Source organism: Shewanella sp. NKUCC06_TVS (genome assembly GCF_019345515.1).
GTDB lineage: Bacteria > Pseudomonadota > Gammaproteobacteria > Enterobacterales > Shewanellaceae > Shewanella > Shewanella oncorhynchi.
In genome coordinates this window covers 245,389-268,245 of the sequence record NZ_JAHKQX010000005.1, presented here as the reverse complement: position 1 = coordinate 268,245, position 22,857 = coordinate 245,389, and the positions used below count along the sequence as shown (strand labels likewise).

Genomic DNA, 22,857 nt, shown 5'->3' with positions numbered 1-22,857 from the left:
ACTGACTTTAAAAAACTAAACCTAAAGCACTTTGAATCTGATTGCCGTGCCGCCACTGCTGGCGAGTGTGAGGTTTAGGCTATCTTTAGCACTCACCTCTTTGGTTTCAATCACATAATCATAGGGATTGGTTTTCCAATCGGCCTTTGAACCATCGCGGTAAATTTGTGCTTGATAACGTTTATTCGGGGAGAGGAAATCCAGTTTGACCGTGACCTTGCGTGCGGTTTCATCCGTGAGTGCGCCTAAGTACCAATCACCTTGATCCTTCGCTTGGCGAGCAAAGACCACATAGTCACCGACTTCACCGGCCAGCGCGACACTTTGATACCAATCTGTGGGCACATCGCGGATAAATTGGAAGGCATCTAAGTGCTTTTCATAATTGCGCGGCAGATCCGCTGCCATTTGGATTGGGCTATAGAGCACAACGTACAAGGCGAGCTGTTTGGTCAATGTGGTTTGCACACGATTTTCAGCATCCAACCCCTTGGGCGCTAAGTCAAAAATTCCCGGGGTAAAGTCCATTGGACCCGCAAGCATGCGGGTAAAGGGTAACATGGCCGTGTGTTCAGGGCTGTTTGGTGGGCTACCCCAAGCATTATACTCTTGGCCGCGGGCACCTTCGCGGGAGATCCAGTTCGGATAGGTTCGGCGCAGGCCTGTGTCTTTAATCGGCTCGTGGGTATTGATACTGATATGGTGTTTCGCTGCTTCAGTGACATTGTGCAAATACTCACCGACCATAAACTGGCCGTCGTGCCACTCGTGACGGGTAATGCCTTTGTCATCGATGCGCTTGATTTGGCCACCATCGGCGACATAGCCTGTCTTGACTTGAGTAACACCGTGCTGCTCATACAGGGCGAAGGCATCTGCCATTTGCTCGCGATAATGTGTGACTGAACCTGCGGTTTCATGGTGGCCGATTAAACGTACATTTTGTTTTGCCCCGTATGCTGTGATGGCGGGCAGATCGAAATCAGCATAGGCCTTGGTAAAGCTAAATTGATCGCCGTTGTGAAACCAGTCGCCGTCCCAACCTTCATTCCAACCTTCTACCAGTACACCATCAAACTGATATTTAGCGGCGAAATCCATATAACGTTTTGTTTCACGGGTGGTTGCGCCATGGGTTGGGCCCGAGCCCCAGGTATTTTCGTTTAAGTGCATTCCCCACCAAATACCGACGTATTTCCCTGGTTTTACCCAAGTAACATCGCCGAGTTTATTGGGTTCATTGAGGTTTAGGATGAGGTGTGAATTGAGCAGCCCAGCTGCTTTGTCGGCAATTTGAATGGTGCGCCACGGCGTATAAAAACCCACTTGGGTTTTGACGCGAATACCGTCGGACCAAGGCGTGAGATCGGCCTTAAGTTTGCCATCGCGCTGTTGATCTAAGGTCATGGCGGCAAAGTCCACCAAGGCGGCTTCGTGGATACTTAAGTGCGTACCGTCTGCGAGTTTAAAGGTGAAGGGGGTATGGGCTCTATCGACGTCTTTAAGCGCTGTGGTGCGATATAAATATTCGTAGCGATTCCAGCCGCGGGCAGGGATCCACCATGCTGTGGCTTTAGCGCTATTGCCGACATTGAACTCGGTTAACTCGTTAGTGATTAATAGCGGCGAATTGGCGGGCAGGGCAGCTTGTGGGGCTAAGTGATAGCGAAAGCCAATCCCATCGTCAAAGGCTTTAAATTCGATTTCGAGTTGCACCTTGCCATTACTTAATACAGCAGTCAGTTGATTGTGTTGATCGCGGATCCATTCCTGTTCGCCCCAAAGTTGTTGCCACTTTTCATCAGCACTTTTTTTATCGCTGCTTTTTATCTGTAATCCTTGACCGAGTTCGCCAAGGGATTGAAAAACTAAGCCTAAGCGGCTCGGTTCTATGACTGTTTTACCGCGAAAATCAATTTTATATTCGGGGCGGCCGGTATCATCACTCAAGCTGATTTGAATTTGTTGGTTGGGTGAGCTGACGGTAACGGTTTTGGCAAATACGTTGGCACTAAAAAGACTCGTGACCGCAAGGGCGAGGGCTGTAGGGCTTAATAGCGCTTGCGATAGCTTTTGGTACGATGAGCTCTGGCGAGTGTGGCTGTTTGTTAAGTGGCTGTCTGTTAAGTGACGGGCAGTTAAGTCGCTGCGAGTAAACTGAATAGGGTTGGTCTTGATGAACATTCCTTGATCCTTGTTTTTATAATGAATGTGACTCACTGCATACTAGTGGCGATGGCTTTTTAACCGCAACGGCCTGCATACGTATTCACCATATTAAGGCGTGGCGTGACAGACTTGACGAGAAGTACTGCGAGGGCACGAACAAAAGATGTGGTTTGCTTTTGACTCGGGTAAACTGCGCGCTTTCTTTTTTCTTAAAAGTGCGGGGCAAAGTGCGATTATAGTGGGATTAACAGCATTAAAAGCCGCAGCAGTAAGGTCAAACTGTGAAAATTAGCCAACGTTTACAACAGATAGACTGCATGATCACTGGTCATTATGATCATATTTGGGATTGCTGCTGCGATCATGGTTTGCTCGGTATGCTGTTGTTAAAAAGGAATGTTGCTCGCCAAGTGCATTTTGTCGATTGTGTGCCTTCGCTAATGCAGGCGCTTGAACTGCGGTTGCAGCGTTTCTTTCCCGCTGACATATCAGGCCTTAATTCACACTTAGATCCAAACTTAAACCCGGACATAGACCCTCACTTAAACCTAGACATAGACCCTAATTTAAGTCGTCATAGTCAGTGGCAAGTGCATTGCCTCGATGTCACGGCTTTACCGCTCGAGCAAACCAGTGACAAAGATAATCAGTTGATTATCATCGCTGGCGTGGGTGGTGAATTGCTGGTGGAATTAGTGCGGGCAATTTTAGCTCAACACCCACTGCGGCACCTCGAGTTTATTTTGTGTCCCGTGCATCATAATTACTATGTCAGGCAATCACTTTCGGCCTTAGGGCTAGGGCTTAAGTCGGAACACTTATTGGAAGAGAATCAACGTTTCTACGAAATCCTCCATGTCAGTACAATCGCAGCTCCAAATGGTCTGCCTATCACTGCTACGGGGTCGTTAATGTGGCAGACGTTAGATGAAGCAAGTTTGCCGCGAGCGCAGCGTTATCTGTCTCAGGTGATTGGCCATTACCAACGCATGCCGGCGCACAAGCAAACACCAGAGATTATTGATGCCTATCAGCAGCAATTGGCCCAGCTCTTGAGTGAGCATTGTGAGTTTGAATGCTCTTGAGCATTTTGCCGTTTAGGCATTACGTGAGCACTAAAGATGAGAATCAGGCGAAAAAGATGATGCATCGCGATCTTAAAATCATGTGTAAAATGATTTTATTTTAACCCGTTAATAATCAATAGTCTAATCGCTAAAACCTATCAATCACTCGGACGGGACTGAGTGTGATTACTGCCTCTGCTACAGTTTTTGATCTGCATTTGGCGCATTTTCGTTTATGCTTCGACTCCTTTTCGGCAAATGGCTACGACGATGCGTTTATTGAGAACTACCCAAGATCCTGCGGTTAACCTACAGACGGCACGCGTTTTTTATCGCAGAGCTGCCCGCGCGATAGTGTTATCGGGTGAAGACATTTTGCTACTTTATACCCAAAAATACCGCGACTACAGCTTACCCGGAGGCGGAATTGATGATGGCGAGAGTCTCGAAGATGGACTGATCCGCGAGCTTCAGGAAGAAACCGGTGCCTTAGACATTCAAGTGTTAGCGCCCTTTGGTCGCTATGAAGAGTTTCGACCTTGGTACCGTGAAGGAGCGAATGTAGTGCACATGGAGTCATTCTGTTATGTATGCCGTATTGACATCACACTGGGTGAGCGTGGTTTAGGTGAGACTCGATTAGAAGCCCATGAGATTAAAAATGGCATGCGGCCTGAATGGCTTAATATTCATCAAGCTATCGCCCATAACGAAGATATTCAGCGCAATCATCCCCATAAAGGCCAATCAATAGAGCGTGAAACTTTTCTGCTAAAACAGATAGTATTGGAATGTTTTTAAATTTTACCATTTTTAAATCATAACTTTAATCTATGATTTTATTTCACGTCAAACTTAGTTGGCTTGGCTTGTTGGCGATTGAACACCGTTATTTTAACCTGATCTTTTAAGCGGATATGCTTCGAGTCTGTGCCTGAGTCTGTGGATGTTTAAGGCTATTTCTCACTCTTTTGCCGCAGCAAGGAAGGCAATGCAGATTATTTTATTGACCCACGAGCGCGAGTTAACCCGCAAAACGAATACTGGCCAACTCGCGTTAGCCGCATTCCCTGAAGAGGTGAAAAGCATCGTCTGGTCGAGAACGGCACCTGATAACGATTTAGTGGCTATGTTGGCATCGCAGCAGGCTAAACTGTTGTTTCCAGCAAGTGATACTGAGCACACTGGGCCCATTGATCATAATGCCTTAGATACGGTTTTAGCTGAGCCAGTGCTCTCGAACGCCCAAGCCTTGTTAGCGCCTGCACAATCTACAGTCATAGCAGCACAACGAATGCCGAGCCAAGTGGTGATTTTAGATGCGACCTGGCAGGAGGCGCGTAAGATGCTGCGCCAGAGTCCCTATCTCAAAACAGCCGCACGAGTCAGTTTGCCGCCACTTATGCCTGAATCCGCCTTTATATTGCGGCGTAATCAGCAAGAAGGGGGGTTGTGTACCGCAGAATGTATTATTGCGCTTTGGCGCCAGTGTGGCAGAGCAGAACAAGCGACGCTATTAGCGTCGCTGTTTACTGAATTGAATAGCCGTACTTGATTGCAGTGTTTGAGAGAGTGTTCGAGGAAGTGCATGAATAGATAATTAACGACTTTTAGCTTTGACCCATAGATAAATCACCGTCAGCTGAATCACCATCTGTTAAGTCACAGTCATTTAAATCAGAGCCAGTTATATTACCATCAGTTAAATCACCATCAGTTAAATCATAATCATTTAAATAACAGTCAGATAAATACACAGAAAGTGGCTCATGGCACCGCCGAGCACAAACAAATGCCAAATGGCATGATTGAATGGAATGCGTTTACCGACGTAGAATACAACCCCTAAGGTGTAAAATAACCCGCCTAAGATCAATAGATTAAAGCCTACCTCTGACATCGCCGCCGTTAAATCGCCCATCACAGTGACACATAGCCAGCCCATAGCGAGATACAAGACTAAGCTTAACTTTTTGAATTTGTGAATAAACAGTGTCTTAAATAGGATCCCACCAATTGCAAGCGACCAAATAGCCGTTAAAATCACTATCGACTGCGTGCCTTGTAAGCTTATCAGCATCAAAGGTGTGTAAGTTCCTGCAATTAAACAGTAAATAGCGCAGTGATCGGCGATCTTCAGTTTATGTTTCCAGCCTGAATGGCTAACGCTGTGATATAACGTCGAGCATAGGAAAAGCACTATGATGCTCGCACCATAAATGGTTACGCCCGTAAGTTGAATTGGCGTTAGGTGATCTTGACCTTTAAGCAGCATGAGCACCAATGCCACAATCCCCGCAATGACACCTAGGCCATGGGATACACTGTTAGCGATCTCTTCTTTGATACTATATGGTCCAGATTTTACCGGGTTTTTAACTGTGTTTGGCTGTTCGGTAACACTTTGACTCGACATGGTAGATACACACTCGTAAACGATAATGACTGAGTCTATCAGTTAGAAAAATAAATCACCATATTTAAGCGTACACTTGTAAGCTTAAATTTATGGTTGGCTTCTATTTTTCATCTTTTAGATTTTTAACGCCGTCTTGCACTCCCATCAGTGCATCGCATTGATGATGCTACTCGCTTCAAGACGTGAGATTTAACATTCAATTTAGCGCGATTATGATCCCAATTCCCAGCCTTATTTGTCTTAACTGGCAAGTGACTTATCAAGCACTGGCGTAAAGTACTGTGCTTGTAGCAGGTTGCATTCGCATTGAACTTTGCTCTGTTTGCCTCCTCTAATCTGCGTTGAGCACTCGTAAGTAAATGCAATCAATAGATAATTCGCTTTCAATATTCACCAACCCGATATTGGATTGATATTGAATTAGAGTGTAATCGTTCCACGTTAAGCATCATTGAAATCAATGGATACTATACAAAACCTAAGGATGGATTTTGCCTTTTCAACATCAACCCAAGGCCGCGCCTTTATTGACAGCATCTCCTACAGCGATAGCGATTGGAGATGATGTCGATAGTGCTTTGCTGATTTCGGCCACATCGCCAGAAGGTGAGACTTTTATCGCATTTGATCATCACCTCGGTGAACTGGATGCTGCTCAAACGCCTGTTTTTACCACTAATGCGGAGACATTAGCGTTCAATAGCGATGCAGGTCATTCAGCCTCTAAGCATGACACCCAAGCTATAGACCAAGAGCAAGCCCAAGATTTAGTACTGCAAGAAATCCGTGCTAAACATCAACATCAACATAAATTGGTTCCTGAGTCTGAATCCAAACCTGAACTGTCTAGGACAATACAAACTAGTGCTCAGGGATTGGGTACGAGATCAGTTTTGCGTGCTCGTCAGCCATATTTCAAAGAATTAAGTCTGTTATTTTTCGTACTCTTAGTGCATGTGTGTTTATTTTTACTTATCTGCATTTTGTGGCGTCCGCAGCTAAATCCCTTTGGATTGAAGGAAATAGAAAGCCGTGGCCCTAAAGTGGCAGCGATCAAGGCTTACTTTATTTATGCTCCCGCGGTAGAGAAAGCCGAAACCTCAGAGTCCGAAACTGAGATCAAGGCCGAGGATAAGACTGAAGCGACAAATTCTGTTACGCCTACAATTGTTCCCACACCTCAAACTCAAGTGAAGCCTCTGCCAATACTTGAAAAGGTCATGCCTGAAACAATAGCACCCGAAAAGGCCGTCTCTGAAAAAGTAGAGTCGGAAAAAGCAAACCCAGATACGGTTAAACCGGACATCACTCAATCGAGCCAATCTCAATTAAAGAAAACTCAATCAATTGCCCCAAGTGAAGTTCAACCCACTGAAGCGATGGCAAAAAAACCAACTAATACGCTTGATACCACAGAAATAAAGCCGCAGCTTGGCGCTAAGAGCTCGCCCGCAGCAGAAGGTGAGAGCACAATAGCGACAAGCTCAAGCATGAGTTTATTCACGCAGCAATATTTTGAACGTCAGCGCGAGCAAGCGCTCGATGATCTCGTGATTGAACAGGCCGATAAGTTCACCCGGAAATCGAATATGAGTGAAATGAGCCCAGAGATGGAGGTGCTATTTGTCCCTAACGCCGATGATTTCGGTGGCACAACGAGTCTAGATTTACCCTTAGACCCAAATCGTATTGTGCGTAAAGGAGATACTTGTTATCGCGTGGTACAAGTCGGCACTCAAGTTAATCCTTACGCCGAAAATTTAGGCTTCTCATTTGACTGCAGTGGCAAAAAAATCAATCAAGCTATTGATGATGCCATTCAATCTCAATTAAATAAAATGATGCTCAAACCCCATAAATAGTGACTTTCTTTTATGATCTATTTTCATGCTAGTTATAACTTTTTTAGTTTTATTTAATTTAATCAATTAAAAACAATGAATTATGAATCTTTATTTTGGATTGGTAGTTAAGGTTTTTAATTGCTTTTTTCCTTGTTTGTTGCTGCCGCTTCTGTCTATACTGCGCACTCATCTTGTCGGAGTGCCTCTTGGCTGAGACCGTTTATTCGGGATCCGTTGAACCTGATCAGGTTAAAACCTGCGAAGGAAACAAGCGTAATAACACATATTAAATCGCCAAAATAGACGGCTTGAACACCTGTTAACTCAGCAGTGTTTTAAGCCTTAATGTTGAGATTTAATTGTTATTGAGCAGGGTAACTCAATTTTTGAAGCCAGTGTTGGCCACAAAAATTGATTGCCATGCCCAGCTATCAACAACTCAATTCTCCAGACAAGCAACTCCATTTTTTAACGTGAGATTGCTTATGTCCAGTTCAAACCCAAACCCAGCTGTAGCTGCCAATGCTATAGAAATCACAGCGCCAGAATCGACAATCCCTAATAAATCGACAGTGGCTAATAAATCGGCTGAGTCTAGTCAATCAATCGTGCCTAAGGCGCCGAGTCGCCGCGAAACCCGTGCGCAGGCCCAAGCCTTTATTGATACGTTAGCGCCACTGCAACATCCTAATTCACAAAAGATTTACCTCGAAGGCTCTAGTGCCGATATTCGCGTTGGTATGCGACAAATTATGCAGACGGATACGCTGGTGGGCGGTACAGATGATGCGCCTATCATGGAAAAAAATCCGCCAATCCGCGTGTATGATTGCGCCGGACCTTATTCCGATCCTGAGGCCGACATCAATGTGCGCCTCGGCCTTGGTAAATTAAGACAAAACTGGATCCTAGCCCGCAACGATACAGAGCAATTACCCTGCGCTACATCGGATTTTACCCAACAAAGGCTCGCCGATGACGGTTTAGACCATCTGCGTTTTGAGGCAGGTTCGAGTGCGATTGTCCGCCCACGCAGAGCGCTGCAGGGCAAACGCGTCAGTCAATTACACTATGCCCGTCAAGGGATTATCACTCCCGAAATGGAATATGTGGCGATCCGTGAGAATATGGCACTTGCGCAAGTACAGGATGAAATCCTCAATCGTAAAGCCAAGGGCGAAGCCTTTGGTGCCTTAGTTGGTGAACCGATTACCGCCGAATTTGTCCGCGCCGAAGTTGCCCGTGGCCGCGCGATTATTCCGCTGAATATTAACCATCCCGAAGCCGAACCTATGATCATCGGGCGTAATTTTCTGGTGAAAGTGAACGCCAATATCGGTAATTCTGCGGTGACGTCTTCCATCGAGGAAGAAGTAGAAAAGCTCGTCTGGTCTACCCGTTGGGGCGCGGATACTGTCATGGATTTATCCACGGGTCGTTATATCCACGAAACCCGCGAGTGGATCATCCGTAACTCGCCAGTGCCCATTGGCACAGTGCCGATTTATCAAGCGCTGGAGAAAGTGAACGGCGTGGCAGAGGATTTAACCTGGGAAGTGTTCCGCGATACCTTGATTGAACAAGCTGAGCAAGGTGTTGATTACTTTACTATTCATGCTGGTGTGCTGCTGCGTTATGTGCCGATGACGGCTAAACGTGTTACTGGGATCGTTTCTCGCGGCGGTTCAATTATGGCCAAATGGTGCCTGAGTCATCACAAGGAAAACTTCCTCTACAGCCATTTTCGTGAGATCTGTGAGCTTTGCGTCGCCTACGATGTATCCCTGTCTTTAGGCGACGGTATGCGTCCCGGATCGATTGCCGACGCCAATGATGCTGCCCAGTTTGCAGAGCTTGAAACCTTAGGTGAGCTAGTCAAAATCGCGTGGGAATACGACGTACAAACCATTATCGAAGGGCCGGGACATATCCCGATGCAGCTCATTAAAGAGAACATGGACAAGCAGTTAGCTCACTGCGATGAAGCGCCGTTTTACACGCTTGGCCCGCAAATCACCGATATCGCACCTGGGTATGATCATTTCACCTCCGGCATAGGCGCGGCCATGATCGCTTGGTACGGCTGCGCTATGTTGTGTTATGTCACGCCAAAAGAACACTTAGGATTACCGAATAAACAAGATGTTAAGCAAGGTTTGATTGCTTATAAGATTGCTGCCCACGCCGCCGATGTGGCCAAAGGTCATCCGAGTGCGCAAATTCGTGATAATGCGCTGGCAAAGGCGCGGTTCGAATTCCGCTGGGAAGATCAATATAACTTAGGACTCGATCCTGAAACCGCGCGCGCTTACCACGATGAATCTTTACCGCAGGAATCCGCTAAAGTCGCGCATTTTTGCTCTATGTGCGGCCCTAAATTTTGTTCGATGAAAATCACCCAAGATGTTCGCGCCTATGCCGCTGGCTTAGAGGCGGCACAAGCGAAGGCGGAGCAAGTTGAAGCGGCTGCCCAAGCTATGCAAGTCACAATCAAGACGCCGCAGGAGTTGGAAGCGGCAATGGCGCTAAAATCGGCACAATTTGCTGCCTCGGGCGCCGAGATTTATCACGTTAAAGACAAGCTCGTCGCCGAAGCTGAGGAAGCCTAATGATGCTGGGTATTCATGGGGGGAAATTGCCCATGAATACCGAGTGCCCCGCGTTTGTCTGGACTATAGCCGGTTCAGACAGCGGCGGCGGTGCCGGTATTCAGGCGGACTTGGCCACGATTCAGGATTTGGGCTGCCACGGTTGCAGCGTGATCACCACAGTGACGGCGCAAAGCTCAGTGGCGGTCACTTTAGTCGAGCCCGTATCAGCGGCGATGTTAATGGCTCAGTTGACCACTTTACTGTCAGACTTGCCACCCAAAGCAATCAAAATCGGCTTATTGGCGGATCAATCTCAAGTCGTATTATTGGCAGATTGGATCGCGAGTTTTAAAATCCACTATCCATCTGTGCCTGTGATTGTCGATCCTGTGATGGTCGCCAGTTGTGGCGATGCATTAGCAGTAGATAACTGTCAGGATATAAAAAATACGGCCAAATCAGCCTTAGATTTTAATCCTTTCAAAGGCTTAATCGAACTTATCACGCCCAATGTGCTTGAACTTGGGCGGTTAACTCACAGTGATGTTTCAACGAAAGCACAATTCGCTGCTGCAGCACAGGCTTTATCCCAGAGTTTAGATTGCAGTGTGCTCGCTAAAGGGGGCGATGTGAGTGGTAGCACTGATATTCTTGATGATACTCATGCTAAAACTCACGATAACACTCATGCTCAAACTCAGGCTAACGTTAATGTTAGCACTCTCGATAGCAACGGCTGGGATCATGGGCTTGCTGAGGATTATCTGGTTTGCCATCAAGTACGCGCTAGCTCTGAGCTGCATCAAAATGGGCGTTTCTGGTTGGCAAGCCCGCGGGTTAATACTCGTCATAACCATGGTAGCGGCTGTACTTTGTCATCGGCCATTGCCGCCGTGTTAGCGCAGGGTTTTGTATTGCAAGATGCGGTGGTTGTTGCAAAAGCCTATGTGAGTCAAGGCTTAAGCTCGGCGATTGGTTTAGGGCAAGGTCCAGGGCCGTTGGCCCGCACGGGGTGGCCCAATGACTTGTCCCGCTATGCAAAGATAAGGCTGTGTGATGGCAATTTTATTAGTCATCAACTCAACCAACACCTTGATGTTAGAAGTGATTTAGTTGCAACAGCTTTATCTGCAACAGATCAGGCAACCGCTCAGGTAAGAATAGTCTCGACGCCAGCTCAATGCATCTCATCCCACGGTTTTAAAGTGCTCGATGCCGATCTTGGTGTTTATCCCGTGGTGAGTGACTTAATCATGCTGGAAAGTTTGTTAGTTGCGGGTGTTAAAACCGTGCAGTTACGGATAAAAACCGATTCAAGCGAGTCAACCGCTGCAGTGTTAGCCGAATCTGATTCAGGTAAGTCTGCGCTAGGCAAGTCTGAGTCAGGTAAATTTGAGTTGGTTGGCTCTGAATTAGAAGCACAAATTCAAACGGCCATTGCCTTAGGTAAGCATTTTAATGCGCAGCTTTTTATCAATGATCACTGGCAGTTAGCGATAAAATACCATGCCTTTGGGGTACATTTAGGCCAAGAAGATCTCGCCGTTACCGACTTAGCGGCCATTCAAGCCGCGGGGCTCGCGTTAGGTCTATCCACCCACAGTTATTTCGAGTTGTTATTGGCGCATCAATACTCGCCATCCTACATAGCGCTTGGGCATATATTCCCAACCACGACGAAGCAAATGCCTTCAGCGCCCCAAGGGCTCGCAAAACTTAAGCACTATGTGGCGTTACTCCAAGACCATTATCCCTTGGTCGCCATTGGCGGCATCGACTTAGATAATCTGGCAAAGGTGAAAGCCACTGGGGTGGGCAATATTGCTGTGGTGCGCGCAATAACGAAAGCTAAGGATCCAGTCGCAGCGTTTGCAGAGCTGAGCCAAGCTTGGGAGCAATGTAGCTTGTCTGAAGAACTGGCTGTAAAGCATGAGGTTGCTAAGCATGAGTAAAAACCAACCGCTTGCTCACGCAGAGGTTCTTTGCGACGGTACACAAAGCGCTCATACACTAAGTGATGCCAATTTCATCCGTTATTCTCGGCAAGTCTTATTGCCAGAAGTGGGTGAGGCCGGACAATTACTACTGGCCGACGCCAGCGTTGTTATTGTAGGGCTTGGCGGTTTAGGGCAATTGGCGGCGCAGTATCTGGCCTGTGCAGGCATTGGCAACTTGACCTTAATCGACATGGATAAGGTTGAAGTATCGAATCTACCAAGACAATTGCTATTCAACGATGCCGACATTGGACTCAATAAGGCGCGAGTTGCCAAGCAAAAGCTCAAAGGCTTAGCGCCGCAGTGCACTGTTACTGCCCATGAAACAGTATTTAGTGCTGAGACATCAGCTCATCACTTCGCTGAGGTTTTACAATTAAAACAACAGGGTAAAAGAGTGCTCGTGCTTGACTGCACCGATAACTTTGCGACTCGCCAATCCATTAATCGCTGCTGTATCGAAGCTACTTTGCCTTTAGTTAGTGCGTCAATCACAGCATTTAGCGGCCAATTGTTTGCGGTCGATCAAATGCAGCTCCCCTCTGGTGGTTGCTATCACTGTATTTTCCCCGCACAGACGAGAGTGTCGCAGAGTTGCAGTACCCAAGGTGTACTCGGCCCCAGCGTGGGCGTGATGGCGTCAATGCAATCTTTGGTGGCCATGCAACTCTTGCTGAGTGTGGATAGCGGTGGTGATGAACCGAAAAATGGCCTGTTGGGGCGTTTTTGGCGCTTCGACGCTAAATCGCTTTCATGGACAGCGGCTGCATTAACGCGGGATCCCCACTGTGACGTGTGTGGTCCAAAAGAGGTTCGTTCATCATCCGATAAGCCTAGCAAACTATAAAGTATGGAGGTTTGACGTGATTTTAATTCACATAAACAATATCCCGCAGTCGTTATCTGAACCGACGTCACTCGAGGCTGTGATCCTCGCACAAAATATTGCCCTCGATTCGGTTGCTATCGTATTGAATGCTGAGGTCGTTCCGCGCAATCGCTGGCAATCTATTCTCTGCCAACATGAAGATAAATTAGAACTTTTTTCAGCAGTGGCGGGAGGCTAATATGTTAACGATTGCCGATGTGGAGTTTGAGTCGCGTTTATTTACTGGGACGGGAAAGTTCAGTAATAGCCAAGTGATGATCGAGGCGATAACGGCTTCAAAATCGCAGTTAGTCACAGTTGCGATGAAACGAATTGATTTCAAAATGGGACTAGATGATTTGCTCACGCCGTTACGTCAAGCGGGTGTACAGCTATTGCCTAATACTTCTGGGGCGAGAAACGCCAAGGAAGCGGTGTTTGCGGCTGAGCTTGCCCGTGAAATGCTGGGAACTCATTGGATTAAGCTCGAAATCCATCCAGACCCTAAGTACCTAATGCCCGATGCGATTGAAACCTTAGAGGCGGCCAGAATCCTCTGTGAGAAAGGCTTTATCGTGTTGCCCTACGTGCATGCCGATCCTGTGCTCTGTCGCCGCTTGGAAGAAGTGGGCTGCGCTGCTGTTATGCCACTGGCGAGTCCGATTGGCAGTAATCAAGGTTTAGTCACTGAAAGCTTTTTAAAAATCATCATAGAGCAGGCGCGGGTGCCAGTGGTGATCGATGCCGGCATTGGCGCGCCTTCACAGGCTGCGCGAGCAATGGAGCTGGGCGCCGATGCGGTGCTCGTTAACACAGCTATCGCCAGCAGCGCGTCGCCGATAGTGATGGCCGAGTGCTTTAAGGAGGCGGTGCAATGCGGCAGACGGGCCTTTGAAGCTGGGCTTGGCCGAGTACAAACGGGCGCGGTACAGACCAGTCCTCTGACGGAATTTTTAAACCAATGAATTTTGTAGCTGAATTTGCCAACATTCCACGGGATAAACTGTTACTCGATTTGTATTCTTGCACAGCCCAAGATGTCGAGCGGGCGTTAGTGAGTCCAGCAGGGGATTTACGCAGCTTACTGGCCTTGTTATCACCTGCGGCTGAACCTTATATCGAAACCATGGCACAACATTCAGCGGCGCTTACGCGGCAGCGATTTGGCGCGAATCTGGGCATGTATTTACCGCTATACGTCTCGAATCTGTGCGCTAATGAATGTGATTACTGTGGTTTTAGCATGAGTAACAAACTCAAACGCAAGACCTTGAATGAGCAGGAGTTGATGGCCGAGATGGTCATTATCAAAAATAGGGGGTTCGATTCTATTTTACTGGTGTCGGGTGAGCATGAAACTAAGGTTGGTATCGATTACTTCAAGCAGATTTTGCCATTGGTAAAGCAGCAATTTAGCCATGTGGCGATGGAGGTTCAGCCCATGAGTGAGGACCATTATCGCCAGTTAGTCGCGCTAGGTTTAGATGCTGTGATGATTTATCAGGAGACCTATCAGCCCGAGACTTATGCTCGTCACCATTCCCGAGGTAAAAAAATGGATTTTGCCTATCGTTTAGCAACACCGGACAGAGTTGCGGCGGCGGGCGTTGATAAAATTGGTCTTGGGGTATTACTGGGGCTGGATGATTGGCGTTTAGATGCGTTAATGATGGGATATCATCTCGACTATTTAGAGCGGCGCTATTGGCGCACCCGCTTTAGTATCTCGCTACCAAGGTTAAGGCCTTGTACTGGCGGGATCACCCCAAAAGTCATGCTATCGGATTTAGGTTTAGTGCAAATGATTTGTGCATTTAGACTTTTTAATCATCAGCTTGATATCAGTATGTCGACAAGGGAAAGCCCTGAGCTGAGGGATAATCTTTTGCCACTTGGAATTACTCAAATCAGTGCGGGTAGTTCGACACAACCGGGCGGCTATCAAGCACCCGACAGTCAACTCGATCAATTTGAGATAAGCGATGATCGCAGCGTCGAGCAAGTCATCGAACAGATGCAACGGCAGGGTTTTAATCCCGTATTTAAGGATTGGGAAGCCAATTGGATCACAGGATAAATAAGACCATAAATAAATGGTGAGAATGCGGATAAAACCTGTACTTTTGCAGGTGATTGGTCAATAATTGACCCATTAATCACAGCGTGCAGGAATACCGTTATGCAAATCCAATCTGCTTATTCATCCGGTCTGCAAGGCTTGCAAAGTGCTCAATCTGGGCTCACTCAAGCAACAATAGATGTGGCTAAACCTACACCGACTCAAAGTGCGACTCCGGCTGAATCTACAAGAGATGTTGCGCAGCCTGATAAAACCTCGGCATTACTTACCGCTAATGAGTCATTAAGACAAGGGGAAGCGTCAACAGAAGTGATTGAAACTGATTCTGAAATGATAGGTTCGATCATTAATATTAAGGTGTAAATATCATGTCGGTTGTGGCGCTATCACCTAAGGTTGGAGCGCCATCCTCTTCATTTTCGGCACATGATAAGATGCTAAGCTCGAATCTAAGCCAGAGTCAAGCTAATAGCACTTATCAAGGAGCCAGCGCTCACACTGCAGGCTCCGCAAAAATTGAAGCGAGTGGTGTCCATGAACTACAGGTTACTGGAACTTCATTTGCTCCAGTTCAAGCCACGCCTATTACTTCATTAGCTGCTAACATTTCCCTATCTCTCCACTCACCACCAAATGTGTCTTTTGCTGCTTCTAGTGCTGTTTCATCAACTGCTGCATCTGTACTTCCTGTACTGAATGGTGCAAGCCAAATACTCGAGGTCGCTCCTTTTTCCGTACCAACGCCAAGGAGCAATCCTCAGGTAAATACGTTAAATGATCGAGCTAGCTTACATGCCGATGCGAGTTTTAGTTTGTTAACAGGACCAAGATCCATTTCTGGTGTACGCGGGGGACAGATTGCGGCACCTATTTCTACTCAGGTATTTTCGCCAGTCGCGGGTACGAGTAATAGCGGACTTGGGGTAAATTCCTTGGCTACAATAAGTCCAAATCTCAGTGTAACGAGCAATATTCCCGTTGATATTTTTACGCCTCTGAGTCCATCAATTGGTACGAGTGGTACTGATATTCCTGCTTTCAATCCATCAAGCACGGGTGATGTTTCTCCAATAATGCCTGATTTAGCTACTGTGTTTGGACCACAAACAGTCTTTACTGGAGCTGCGTTAGTTGATCCCACTACGACCGATTCTGCAATCAACAGTTCTGTAAATAAGAGTGCTGTAAATAAGAGTGTAGCAACGAGTGCAGGGCCTGTTGGCCAGTCAAACTCTACGCAAACCGTAGATCAATCCGCTAGCAATGATGTTGCTCAACCGACGGTCTTAGAACAATTTACTCAAGTTTTTGGTGAAGCTCAGGCTAGTCCTGTAGATGTTCCTGCGACAGCGTCTAACCCAGATGATAGTCAACAAGTCTTAGCTGCTGTCTTTGCTCCAAATGATAATCAGCTTGAAAAGCAAGTACAGGAAGAAGAATCGCGGAAACAGCAAATAGCAGCAGCGGAAGAGGCAAAACAGCAATCACTGGTTCAACAGGCTCAAAAACAAGAGATACAAGCCCAAGAAAAAGTGCAGGCTCAACAGCAACAGCAAGTCGATGAACTTAAAACTCGAGATTCAGAGGTTAAAGCCCATGAGCATGCCCACGCAACCGTCGGAGGACAATACGCTCAGAGCCCGAGTTTTAAGTATGAAAAGGGTGCTGATGGCCAACGTTACGCCACCGATGGCGAAGTGCAGATTGATGTCTCTCCAGTGGGAGGCGACCCGCTTGCAACGATAAACAAAATGAAGCAAGTTTATGCCGCAGCAATGGCTCCTGTTGACCCGTCATCAGCGGATATCCGTGTTGCCGCGGAAGCCTTGCAAAAAATGAATGAAGCTAAAGTGATGCTGGCAGAGGAGCGACAAAAACAAATTGTTGACTTGCAAACGGCTCAAACATTAATAGACGCAGATGCACAAATCAAAGAGTTGCCACCGTTAGAAAAACATACACCTGTCGTGACGGGAGACGTTGATGAGTCAGGTAATATTGCTCAGCCCCAAGAGGCGGTATCCACCCCTGCATCTACTGCGCTTGATAAGCTAAAACAAGCGATCGAGGCGCAAACGGCCAATACGAGAGTCATTGATACGGGGTCGAAAACCACTTCTGATATCAGTGACTCAGTCACTACATCGACCACAGTAGAAACGATTGAACCACCGACCGCAACTTTAGCATTTGGAGAAGCTTCAATTTCTGCGGATTTAGCGACGGGCTTTATCTCAAAATCCGATAGTACTGCAAGCCGTTATTATGCTGCGGTTGCACAAGCCAGTGCTGGACCTTCAGTTCATGTCGATATGACGTCGCAAGCCAATATTCAGCCTTCGTATCTGGCATCTTCAAATGAGCTCCCTAGCAATTTGCAATCTACGGATGTTTTGTCCGCAAAAGATGTAAATGAGCAGTCTTCAAATATCAGTGCTAGCGCGAATTCGAATGTGTCTTTGCAGAGCAAGTTATATGTGGAAGATGACCTCTTGCAGGAGACAGGATTTATTCAGCCGCAATACTTGGGTTATCAACAAGCGCGCTATGTCGACTTTAGTGTGTAAGATTAGGCTTTAACTATTCCCATGATTCGCTATTCATCATCTTTTGCGAAACAACTTCTCAGTACCACTAAGAACTAACCATTTAATCAGCAGTTAGCACTTATCGTTTTGCTCACTCGCATTGATAACTCGTTTGGTATCTTGCTGTTAATGACTATTCGTCGTTTCAATTCCGTGCTGTTTTAAAATCAAGGAAGCAAGCAGTTTTGATGCAGGCCCTTGTTGATCCCTATTAGGGATAACTAAGCTCAACATGATGCGACGTTTTTGGCTACCCTCAAGATGTAAACGTACTAGATTACCCGAAGCCAATTCTTCTTGGACTAAGAAAGAGGGGATCCAACAGAAACCAATACCTTGATTTAAAATGACTTTAGCTTCATGGAAGTTAGAGACTGTCCAGCGCTGCTCAGCTTTGAGCCAGCCGATATCAATGTTGGATTGCACTCCAGTATCTTTAATCACTAACTGTAAATATTGTGCCAGTAGTTTATCGTCTTCAATTGTGCCTAAGTCAGCGAGTGGGTGATTTGGATGACAGACGAGGTAGAGTTCTTGTTCACATAAGGGTTCGGATAAATACCCTTTAGGCGGCACCCCTGCACAGATAGCAATATCGACTTTACTCTGCTGAATGAGCTCTTGAGTGCCGGTGATCACTGAGTCCAACATGATGATTCGAGTGCCACGACTATGGGGCAGAAACGCATTGAGGGCACACACTAAGCTTTCCATCGGATAGATAATTTCACGGGCAATCGTGAGTGTCGGCTCCCACCCTTGTTCGAGATTACTCGCAAGTTGTTCTAACTCATTGACGGCTTGGGTGACATGCCGTGAGCGGCGCAGCAGCACTTCGCCCTGCGGGGTGAGATAGGCTTTACGGCCTTTGACTTCGAGTAGCTCGATACCTAACTGATGCTGTAATTTGGCAACGGCATGGTTAAGTGACGATTGACTCTTGTTGAGTTTTTCGGCCGCTTGGGCATAGCCGCCAAAATCGACCACCGCTTGCAAAATACGCCATTGTTCTAAGGTAGATTTAGCTCGAGTCATTATAATCTCAAAAAAACGATAGATTGAGGCTTATAGTGGCCACTTCTTACGACTTTTTCAATTAAATATCATAGAGTCAGTCATTCTCACGACATATAGATAGTTATGTCGCGCTAAGTTATTAAGGTGATAGAGAGGCTAATCATGACGATTTTCAGTGTTTGCGCCCGAGCGAGTCACAAACACATCCTAAGCATTCACACTTAAAACGCACAAGAACCTGTTGCGTCGAAAGCTTGATTGTTGGAATTGTCAGCATGTTCTGAAGCGGCGCTATTTGAAATTCTTTGGATCAGTGCAGCACTATTAACGGGGGCGCCAATGACCACTTTTAATTGGTCACTGAAGCTTAAAGCGTCTTCATTGATGACTAATACATTGAATAATTTGAGTTTGTCTCGGCAGTTGAATGTGGATTGATCTATCAGCCTGGCTAGCGATGCTTGCCAGAGTGATTGGTAGTAGAGCGGTCCTTCGTTGGCGATAGCATTGAAGCTATAAGGATAATCCTGTGTTTGTGGCCAGTCTTGACCAAAGCTCGCATTAAACTCCGCACCGAGATCGGGGTAGACTTGTGCACTTGAGTTTTGGTAAAAGTTGACTGCAACCTTAGCGCGAAAGACTTTAAGCTGCTTCGAATAAGCTTTAGCCAGTGTTTCACGCTCCTGTAAATAGGTGTGCTCAAATTGCGGAAATAGTTGATGGCGTAGCACTTCAGCTAACCAGAGGCTCGCCACAAAATAGCTATCTTGACTCTGTCCCATGGCATTGTTGAGGTAGAAATGACTCGCTTTAGCAAGGGAAGTGACAGCCTCTGCGATGGATTCGGTTAATTGCTCAATGTCTTTGTAGTTACTCAGCTGTGGTTTGAGATCCAATGCTTGTTGTCCAAATTGCTGGCCGAGTACACTTTGACGCAATGTCTGCTGTTGACTACCTTGCTGTGGATTTGGGTTATACGCCACATAGATTTCACCTAACAATCTTTGCTGGTGGTAGACCCTGACGATATGTGGCCGATTGGGAACGGCAGGTATTTTATCGACCTTAGCGGTTTCTATGGTCTCAAACTGCAAACCAAACACTTGCAGATAAGTAAAGCTGCGACTCAAAACGTCAGAAGTTTGCCATGTCGGCCCCTTGGCTGATGCTTGTTGTGACAGGGTTCGCCCAATATCCCAGGGAGCCACTTGCAGATCTTGGGTTTGGCTATCGAGAAAGGCTTTGACTAATTCAGGGGACGATAACTGCTGCGAACTAAGCGCTAATGCGCTGTAATCGGTAAAGCCTGCAGCAGTGGCGGCTTGTTGGCGCTGCTCAGCAATTCGCTCTAATGCCGTTTGGTTGGTTTCACTGGCTCTGGCTTGGTAGGCCTGCCATACATTTTGGCGACATACGGCGTTTTCTTGCGTCAGTAAGTAACTGACGATAGTGCCAGCAAAATCGCTCTGCTTTGCACTGCTGCGCTTCGGCTCGTCACTTTTATCACCTTCTTTATGCAGATGTTGCTGCTGAGTCACTTCAGGTTGGCATTGGCTGTCATTGAAGGCAAGACTAAATTGCTGGCTGCCTAACCCTTGGCCTATGCTAGCCTGCGCCGTATGTAATTTCGCTTTTTCCTCGGCGCTCCAATGTTGTTGTAGCAATTGTTTAAGCTGTTGGCTCAGCAGTATTTGTTCTGCATTGCCTTGGGCTAAGGCGTAGGCGAGTTGGCTCAATTCAGTTTGGCTGAGAAGTTGCGACAGGGTGTCGGCGAGGTGTAGCTGGCATTGCAGTAAACCCTCGCGTTCCTCACTTGGTAAGTTAAACCCACGGTAATAGTTGAGTCTGTCGTTGATATTATTAAGCCCTAACATCTGTTGCTCAAAAATAAGCGCGCGCTGGGCCAAGGTTAATTCAGATGCAGTTAAACGCGCATTGGCGAACACAGTCGCAAGATCAATACTTGGCAAATGCAGGCATTGTTCAACTAAAAGGGGAACAGGGCTTGGCGCCGCATAGGCTGCATTCGTAACATAAAGGCTCAAGCCAAACAGGCTAACCAGTAAAGTGGGTTTTAACATGGGTTATGTGTTCTGCATCTGTGATGGAATGAGTTAACTTTGACTTAGTATCCAATTGAGTTAGCTTCAAGTCATTGTTATGCATGAAACCCTGTTCTGTTCTGGATGTCAACGATAAGGGTGGGAGTCGCAAATGTATTGCTATTCAAGGAAGGAGTTACACTGAGCTGCTGAACACCTACAGATTCCAGATGTACTAGAGGAATGGTGTTCTTTCGGCTTTTGATATCAGCCATTACTAACTCAAACCTTGAGGACGCAATGACTGATATTTGCTTACTTCAGACTGAAAAGGTTAGTTTAAATTCTGATTAGGCTGATTTTTCACCGCGATAATCGTGGCGCGTTTGGGCGCAGGATAACCTTCAACCGTTTTGGTGATGTCGTTAGGATCTAGGTATTCAACCAGTGATTCGTTGGGCATCCAGTCGGTACGGCGTTGCTCGGCAAGGGCTGTGACATCGGTATCGACACAACGGATATCAGTGAAATCACACTTCTTTAACCAGAGCATGAGCGCGGCAACGGACGGAATGAACCATACATTATTCATTTTGCCATATCTATCTTGAGGCACGAGTACGGCATTTTCGTCGCCATCTATCACCAAGGTTTCTAGCACGAGCTCACCACCGGTGCGCAATTGATCACGCAGCTGTAACAAGTGATCGATAGGCGAACGTCTGTGATACAAAACGCCCATGGAGAAAACCGTGTCAAATGCATCGAGCGGTGGCAGCTCTTCAATACCCAATGGTAACAGGTGCACTGGGTGATGGGGGCCAGCTAAACGTTTGACGGCTTCAAACTGACATAAAAACAACGGCGAAGGGTCGATACCGACGACACGTTTGGCACCTGAGCCCAACATGCGCCACATGTGATAACCACTGCCACAACCGACATCGAGCACAGTGCGGTTGTTTAGCGGCGAAATATGTTGCTTAACGCGGTCCCATTTCCAGTCACTGCGCCATTCGGTATCGATATGGATGCCATGAATGTGGAAGGGGCCTTTACGCCATGGCATAAACAGGCGCAGCAGGTTTTCTAGCTTCTCTTTTTCACCAGGGCTGAGTTGCTCGCCGCTACCGACGGTCACGCTATCGATAAAATCTATTTGATCTGGTGCAGGATAGTGCAGCTTGTTGAGCACTTTTTCCCACTTTGGCAGGTTGCCGTGTTTATGATCTCGTTGCCACTTGCCTAAAATGCTCGGCAGGGTTTCGAGCCAGTGTTGTAGATTCGAATCGGCGATTTGTTGGTAAAACGAGCTAAAGCTGATCACTTGATGGCCACCATAGAAGCAAAGTTAAAGCATTGGAACCAGAGACTAAAGTGACTAAAGCCTTGGCTGGTGAGTCGTTGTTGATGCGTGGTTAAGGTGTCGGGCTTCATGACATTTTCCAGCGCACTGCGTTTTTGGCTGATCTCAAGTTCGCTGTAACCATTAGCGCGTTTAAAGTCCAAATGTTGCTCTTCCAATAGGGTTTGGATCGGGGCATCTTCGAAGCGAATTTTTTCTGATAGTACTAACATCCCGCCGGGATTCAGACCTTGATAAATCTTGGCTATCAGGGTTTCTCTGTCTTCTGGCGGTAAAAACTGCAATGTAAAATTGAGTACCACTAGTGAGGCATTTTGAATATCAATATCGCGAATATCACCGCAAACCAGATCGACATCCGTATCGCTGACATAGGCATTCAGGTTCTCTTGGCAGCGTGCGACCATAGATTCACTGTTATCTACAGCAATAATGCGACATTGGCGGCCTTGGATTTGGCGACGAATACTTAAGGTCGCGGCACCGAGTGAGCAACCCAAATCGTAAATTTGAGTATTTGGCATGACGAAACGATCTGCAAAATCGCCTATGGTATTGATAATTTGCGTATATCCAGGCACTGAGCGGCGGATCATGTCACTGAAGACGCCTGCTACACGGTTATCAAACTGGAAATCGCTAATATGCTCGCTCGCTTGAGCGTAGATAGTGTCTTGAGAAACGTTCATCTGAGATTTTTCATGGGAATTCAACTGTGCATTTTAACGAATCAGAGCGATTAGCAGCAAGTCTCATGCTAGTAATTTGCGATAAATTTTTGTCTAATACTTAATAGATAACAAAATCGT

General features: G+C 46.7%; 19 protein-coding genes and 1 riboswitch. Of the genes, 12 read left to right on the top strand and 7 right to left on the bottom strand.

The genetic code is table 11. The annotated features are described in order from the left end of the window. Window positions 1-21: 21 nt before the first annotated feature. The gene (locus KO531_RS08080) at window positions 22-2,184 is read right to left on the bottom strand and encodes a glycoside hydrolase family 97 protein (RefSeq protein WP_219250855.1); all 2,163 of its coding nucleotides are present in this window, start codon (window positions 2,182-2,184) and stop codon (window positions 22-24) included. A gap of 266 nt (window positions 2,185-2,450) precedes the next feature. Here KO531_RS08080 and KO531_RS08075 point away from each other — a divergent pair, with 266 nt between their 5' ends. From KO531_RS08075 to KO531_RS08065, 3 genes are all read left to right on the top strand, one after another. Beyond that, entirely contained in the window at window positions 2,451-3,254 is an 804-nt protein-coding gene (locus KO531_RS08075) for a tRNA (adenine(22)-N(1))-methyltransferase TrmK (RefSeq protein WP_219250854.1), read from the top strand. Between the two features lie 252 nt (window positions 3,255-3,506). Continuing rightward, window positions 3,507-4,037 carry an NUDIX domain-containing protein gene (locus tag KO531_RS08070; protein WP_173244689.1) on the top strand — a complete coding sequence of 177 codons (531 nt, stop codon included), beginning with the start codon at window positions 3,507-3,509 and terminating at the stop codon, window positions 4,035-4,037. A gap of 145 nt (window positions 4,038-4,182) precedes the next feature. Further along, the gene (locus KO531_RS08065; RefSeq protein ID WP_212600964.1) at window positions 4,183-4,791 is read left to right on the top strand and encodes a tRNA-uridine aminocarboxypropyltransferase; all 609 of its coding nucleotides are present in this window, start codon (window positions 4,183-4,185) and stop codon (window positions 4,789-4,791) included. Between the two features lie 55 nt (window positions 4,792-4,846). On the opposite strand, the gene KO531_RS08060 is transcribed toward KO531_RS08065, so the two are convergent. Together KO531_RS08060 and KO531_RS08055 are read right to left on the bottom strand one after the other, a co-directional pair. Beyond that, window positions 4,847-4,993 carry a pentapeptide repeat-containing protein gene (locus tag KO531_RS08060; protein WP_212600965.1) on the bottom strand — a complete coding sequence of 49 codons (147 nt, stop codon included), beginning with the start codon at window positions 4,991-4,993 and terminating at the stop codon, window positions 4,847-4,849. Continuing rightward, a complete protein-coding gene (locus KO531_RS08055; protein ID WP_212600966.1) occupies window positions 4,969-5,652 on the bottom strand; it encodes a hemolysin III family protein in 684 nt (227 codons plus the stop codon). The genes KO531_RS08060 and KO531_RS08055 overlap by 25 nt, the downstream gene beginning before the upstream one ends. Before the next feature lie 494 nt (window positions 5,653-6,146). On the opposite strand from KO531_RS08055, the gene KO531_RS08050 reads away from it, so the two are divergent. The 9 genes from KO531_RS08050 (at window position 6,147) to KO531_RS08010 (ending at window position 17,602) form a co-directional block, all read left to right on the top strand. After that, window positions 6,147-7,517, top strand: coding sequence for a hypothetical protein (locus KO531_RS08050; protein WP_219250853.1), 1,371 nt, complete (start codon window positions 6,147-6,149; stop codon window positions 7,515-7,517). Window positions 7,518-7,684: 167 nt separating this feature from the next. Then, window positions 7,685-7,783: riboswitch (TPP riboswitch) on the top strand. A 201-nt stretch (window positions 7,784-7,984) separates the two neighbouring features. Next, window positions 7,985-10,108 carry a phosphomethylpyrimidine synthase ThiC gene (gene thiC, locus KO531_RS08045; protein ID WP_251068879.1) on the top strand — a complete coding sequence of 708 codons (2,124 nt, stop codon included), beginning with the start codon at window positions 7,985-7,987 and terminating at the stop codon, window positions 10,106-10,108. Window positions 10,109-10,110: 2 nt separating this feature from the next. Continuing rightward, complete coding sequence (gene thiE / locus KO531_RS08040) at window positions 10,111-12,042, top strand: thiamine phosphate synthase (RefSeq protein WP_219250875.1); 1,932 nt, start codon at window positions 10,111-10,113, stop codon at window positions 12,040-12,042. Beyond that, window positions 12,035-12,934, top strand: a complete 900-nt coding sequence (locus KO531_RS08035) for a HesA/MoeB/ThiF family protein (protein WP_219250852.1) — start codon at window positions 12,035-12,037, stop codon at window positions 12,932-12,934. Before thiE ends, KO531_RS08035 begins: the two co-directional genes overlap by 8 nt. A gap of 16 nt (window positions 12,935-12,950) precedes the next feature. Then, a complete protein-coding gene (gene thiS / locus KO531_RS08030; protein WP_014610604.1) occupies window positions 12,951-13,154 on the top strand; it encodes a sulfur carrier protein ThiS in 204 nt (67 codons plus the stop codon). A 1-nt stretch (window position 13,155) separates the two neighbouring features. Continuing rightward, window positions 13,156-13,920, top strand: coding sequence for a thiazole synthase (locus KO531_RS08025; RefSeq protein WP_219250851.1), 765 nt, complete (start codon window positions 13,156-13,158; stop codon window positions 13,918-13,920). After that, window positions 13,917-15,032, top strand: coding sequence for a 2-iminoacetate synthase ThiH (gene thiH / locus KO531_RS08020; RefSeq protein ID WP_219250850.1), 1,116 nt, complete (start codon window positions 13,917-13,919; stop codon window positions 15,030-15,032). Before KO531_RS08025 ends, thiH begins: the two co-directional genes overlap by 4 nt. Before the next feature lie 102 nt (window positions 15,033-15,134). Next, entirely contained in the window at window positions 15,135-15,398 is a 264-nt protein-coding gene (locus tag KO531_RS08015) for a chemotaxis protein (protein WP_219250849.1), read from the top strand. 5 nt (window positions 15,399-15,403) lie between these two features. Then, window positions 15,404-17,602, top strand: coding sequence for a putative metalloprotease CJM1_0395 family protein (locus tag KO531_RS08010; RefSeq protein ID WP_219250848.1), 2,199 nt, complete (start codon window positions 15,404-15,406; stop codon window positions 17,600-17,602). Window positions 17,603-17,749: 147 nt separating this feature from the next. Here the strand turns inward: KO531_RS08010 and KO531_RS08005 are convergent, their stop codons facing one another. From KO531_RS08005 to cmoA, 4 genes are all read right to left on the bottom strand, one after another. Further along, complete coding sequence (locus KO531_RS08005) at window positions 17,750-18,658, bottom strand: LysR family transcriptional regulator (RefSeq protein ID WP_028759846.1); 909 nt, start codon at window positions 18,656-18,658, stop codon at window positions 17,750-17,752. A gap of 203 nt (window positions 18,659-18,861) precedes the next feature. Beyond that, window positions 18,862-20,721, bottom strand: a complete 1,860-nt coding sequence (locus tag KO531_RS08000; RefSeq protein ID WP_219250847.1) for a M3 family metallopeptidase — start codon at window positions 20,719-20,721, stop codon at window positions 18,862-18,864. A gap of 295 nt (window positions 20,722-21,016) precedes the next feature. Continuing rightward, window positions 21,017-22,009, bottom strand: coding sequence for a tRNA 5-methoxyuridine(34)/uridine 5-oxyacetic acid(34) synthase CmoB (cmoB, locus tag KO531_RS07995; RefSeq protein ID WP_219250846.1), 993 nt, complete (start codon window positions 22,007-22,009; stop codon window positions 21,017-21,019). After that, window positions 22,006-22,737 carry a carboxy-S-adenosyl-L-methionine synthase CmoA gene (gene cmoA, locus KO531_RS07990; protein WP_131524075.1) on the bottom strand — a complete coding sequence of 244 codons (732 nt, stop codon included), beginning with the start codon at window positions 22,735-22,737 and terminating at the stop codon, window positions 22,006-22,008. Before cmoA ends, cmoB begins: the two co-directional genes overlap by 4 nt. Between the last annotated feature and the right edge of the window lie 120 nt (window positions 22,738-22,857).

Bases quoted from the DNA above. Each gene is read 5' to 3' on its own strand.
- KO531_RS08080 (WP_219250855.1), bottom strand. From the start codon at position 2,184: ATGTTCATCAAGACCAACCCTATTCAGTTTACTCGCAGCGACTTAACT.
- KO531_RS08070 (WP_173244689.1), top strand. From the start codon at position 3,507: ATGCGTTTATTGAGAACTACCCAAGATCCTGCGGTTAACCTACAGACG.
- KO531_RS08065 (WP_212600964.1), top strand. From the start codon at position 4,183: ATGTTTAAGGCTATTTCTCACTCTTTTGCCGCAGCAAGGAAGGCAATG.
- KO531_RS08055 (WP_212600966.1), bottom strand. From the start codon at position 5,652: ATGTCGAGTCAAAGTGTTACCGAACAGCCAAACACAGTTAAAAACCCG.
- thiC (WP_251068879.1), top strand. From the start codon at position 7,985: ATGTCCAGTTCAAACCCAAACCCAGCTGTAGCTGCCAATGCTATAGAA.
- thiE (WP_219250875.1), top strand. From the start codon at position 10,111: ATGCTGGGTATTCATGGGGGGAAATTGCCCATGAATACCGAGTGCCCC.
- KO531_RS08035 (WP_219250852.1), top strand. From the start codon at position 12,035: ATGAGTAAAAACCAACCGCTTGCTCACGCAGAGGTTCTTTGCGACGGT.
- KO531_RS08025 (WP_219250851.1), top strand. From the start codon at position 13,156: ATGTTAACGATTGCCGATGTGGAGTTTGAGTCGCGTTTATTTACTGGG.
- thiH (WP_219250850.1), top strand. From the start codon at position 13,917: ATGAATTTTGTAGCTGAATTTGCCAACATTCCACGGGATAAACTGTTA.
- KO531_RS08015 (WP_219250849.1), top strand. From the start codon at position 15,135: ATGCAAATCCAATCTGCTTATTCATCCGGTCTGCAAGGCTTGCAAAGT.
- KO531_RS08010 (WP_219250848.1), top strand. From the start codon at position 15,404: ATGTCGGTTGTGGCGCTATCACCTAAGGTTGGAGCGCCATCCTCTTCA.
- KO531_RS08005 (WP_028759846.1), bottom strand. From the start codon at position 18,658: ATGACTCGAGCTAAATCTACCTTAGAACAATGGCGTATTTTGCAAGCG.
- KO531_RS08000 (WP_219250847.1), bottom strand. From the start codon at position 20,721: ATGTTAAAACCCACTTTACTGGTTAGCCTGTTTGGCTTGAGCCTTTAT.
- cmoA (WP_131524075.1), bottom strand. From the start codon at position 22,737: ATGAACGTTTCTCAAGACACTATCTACGCTCAAGCGAGCGAGCATATT.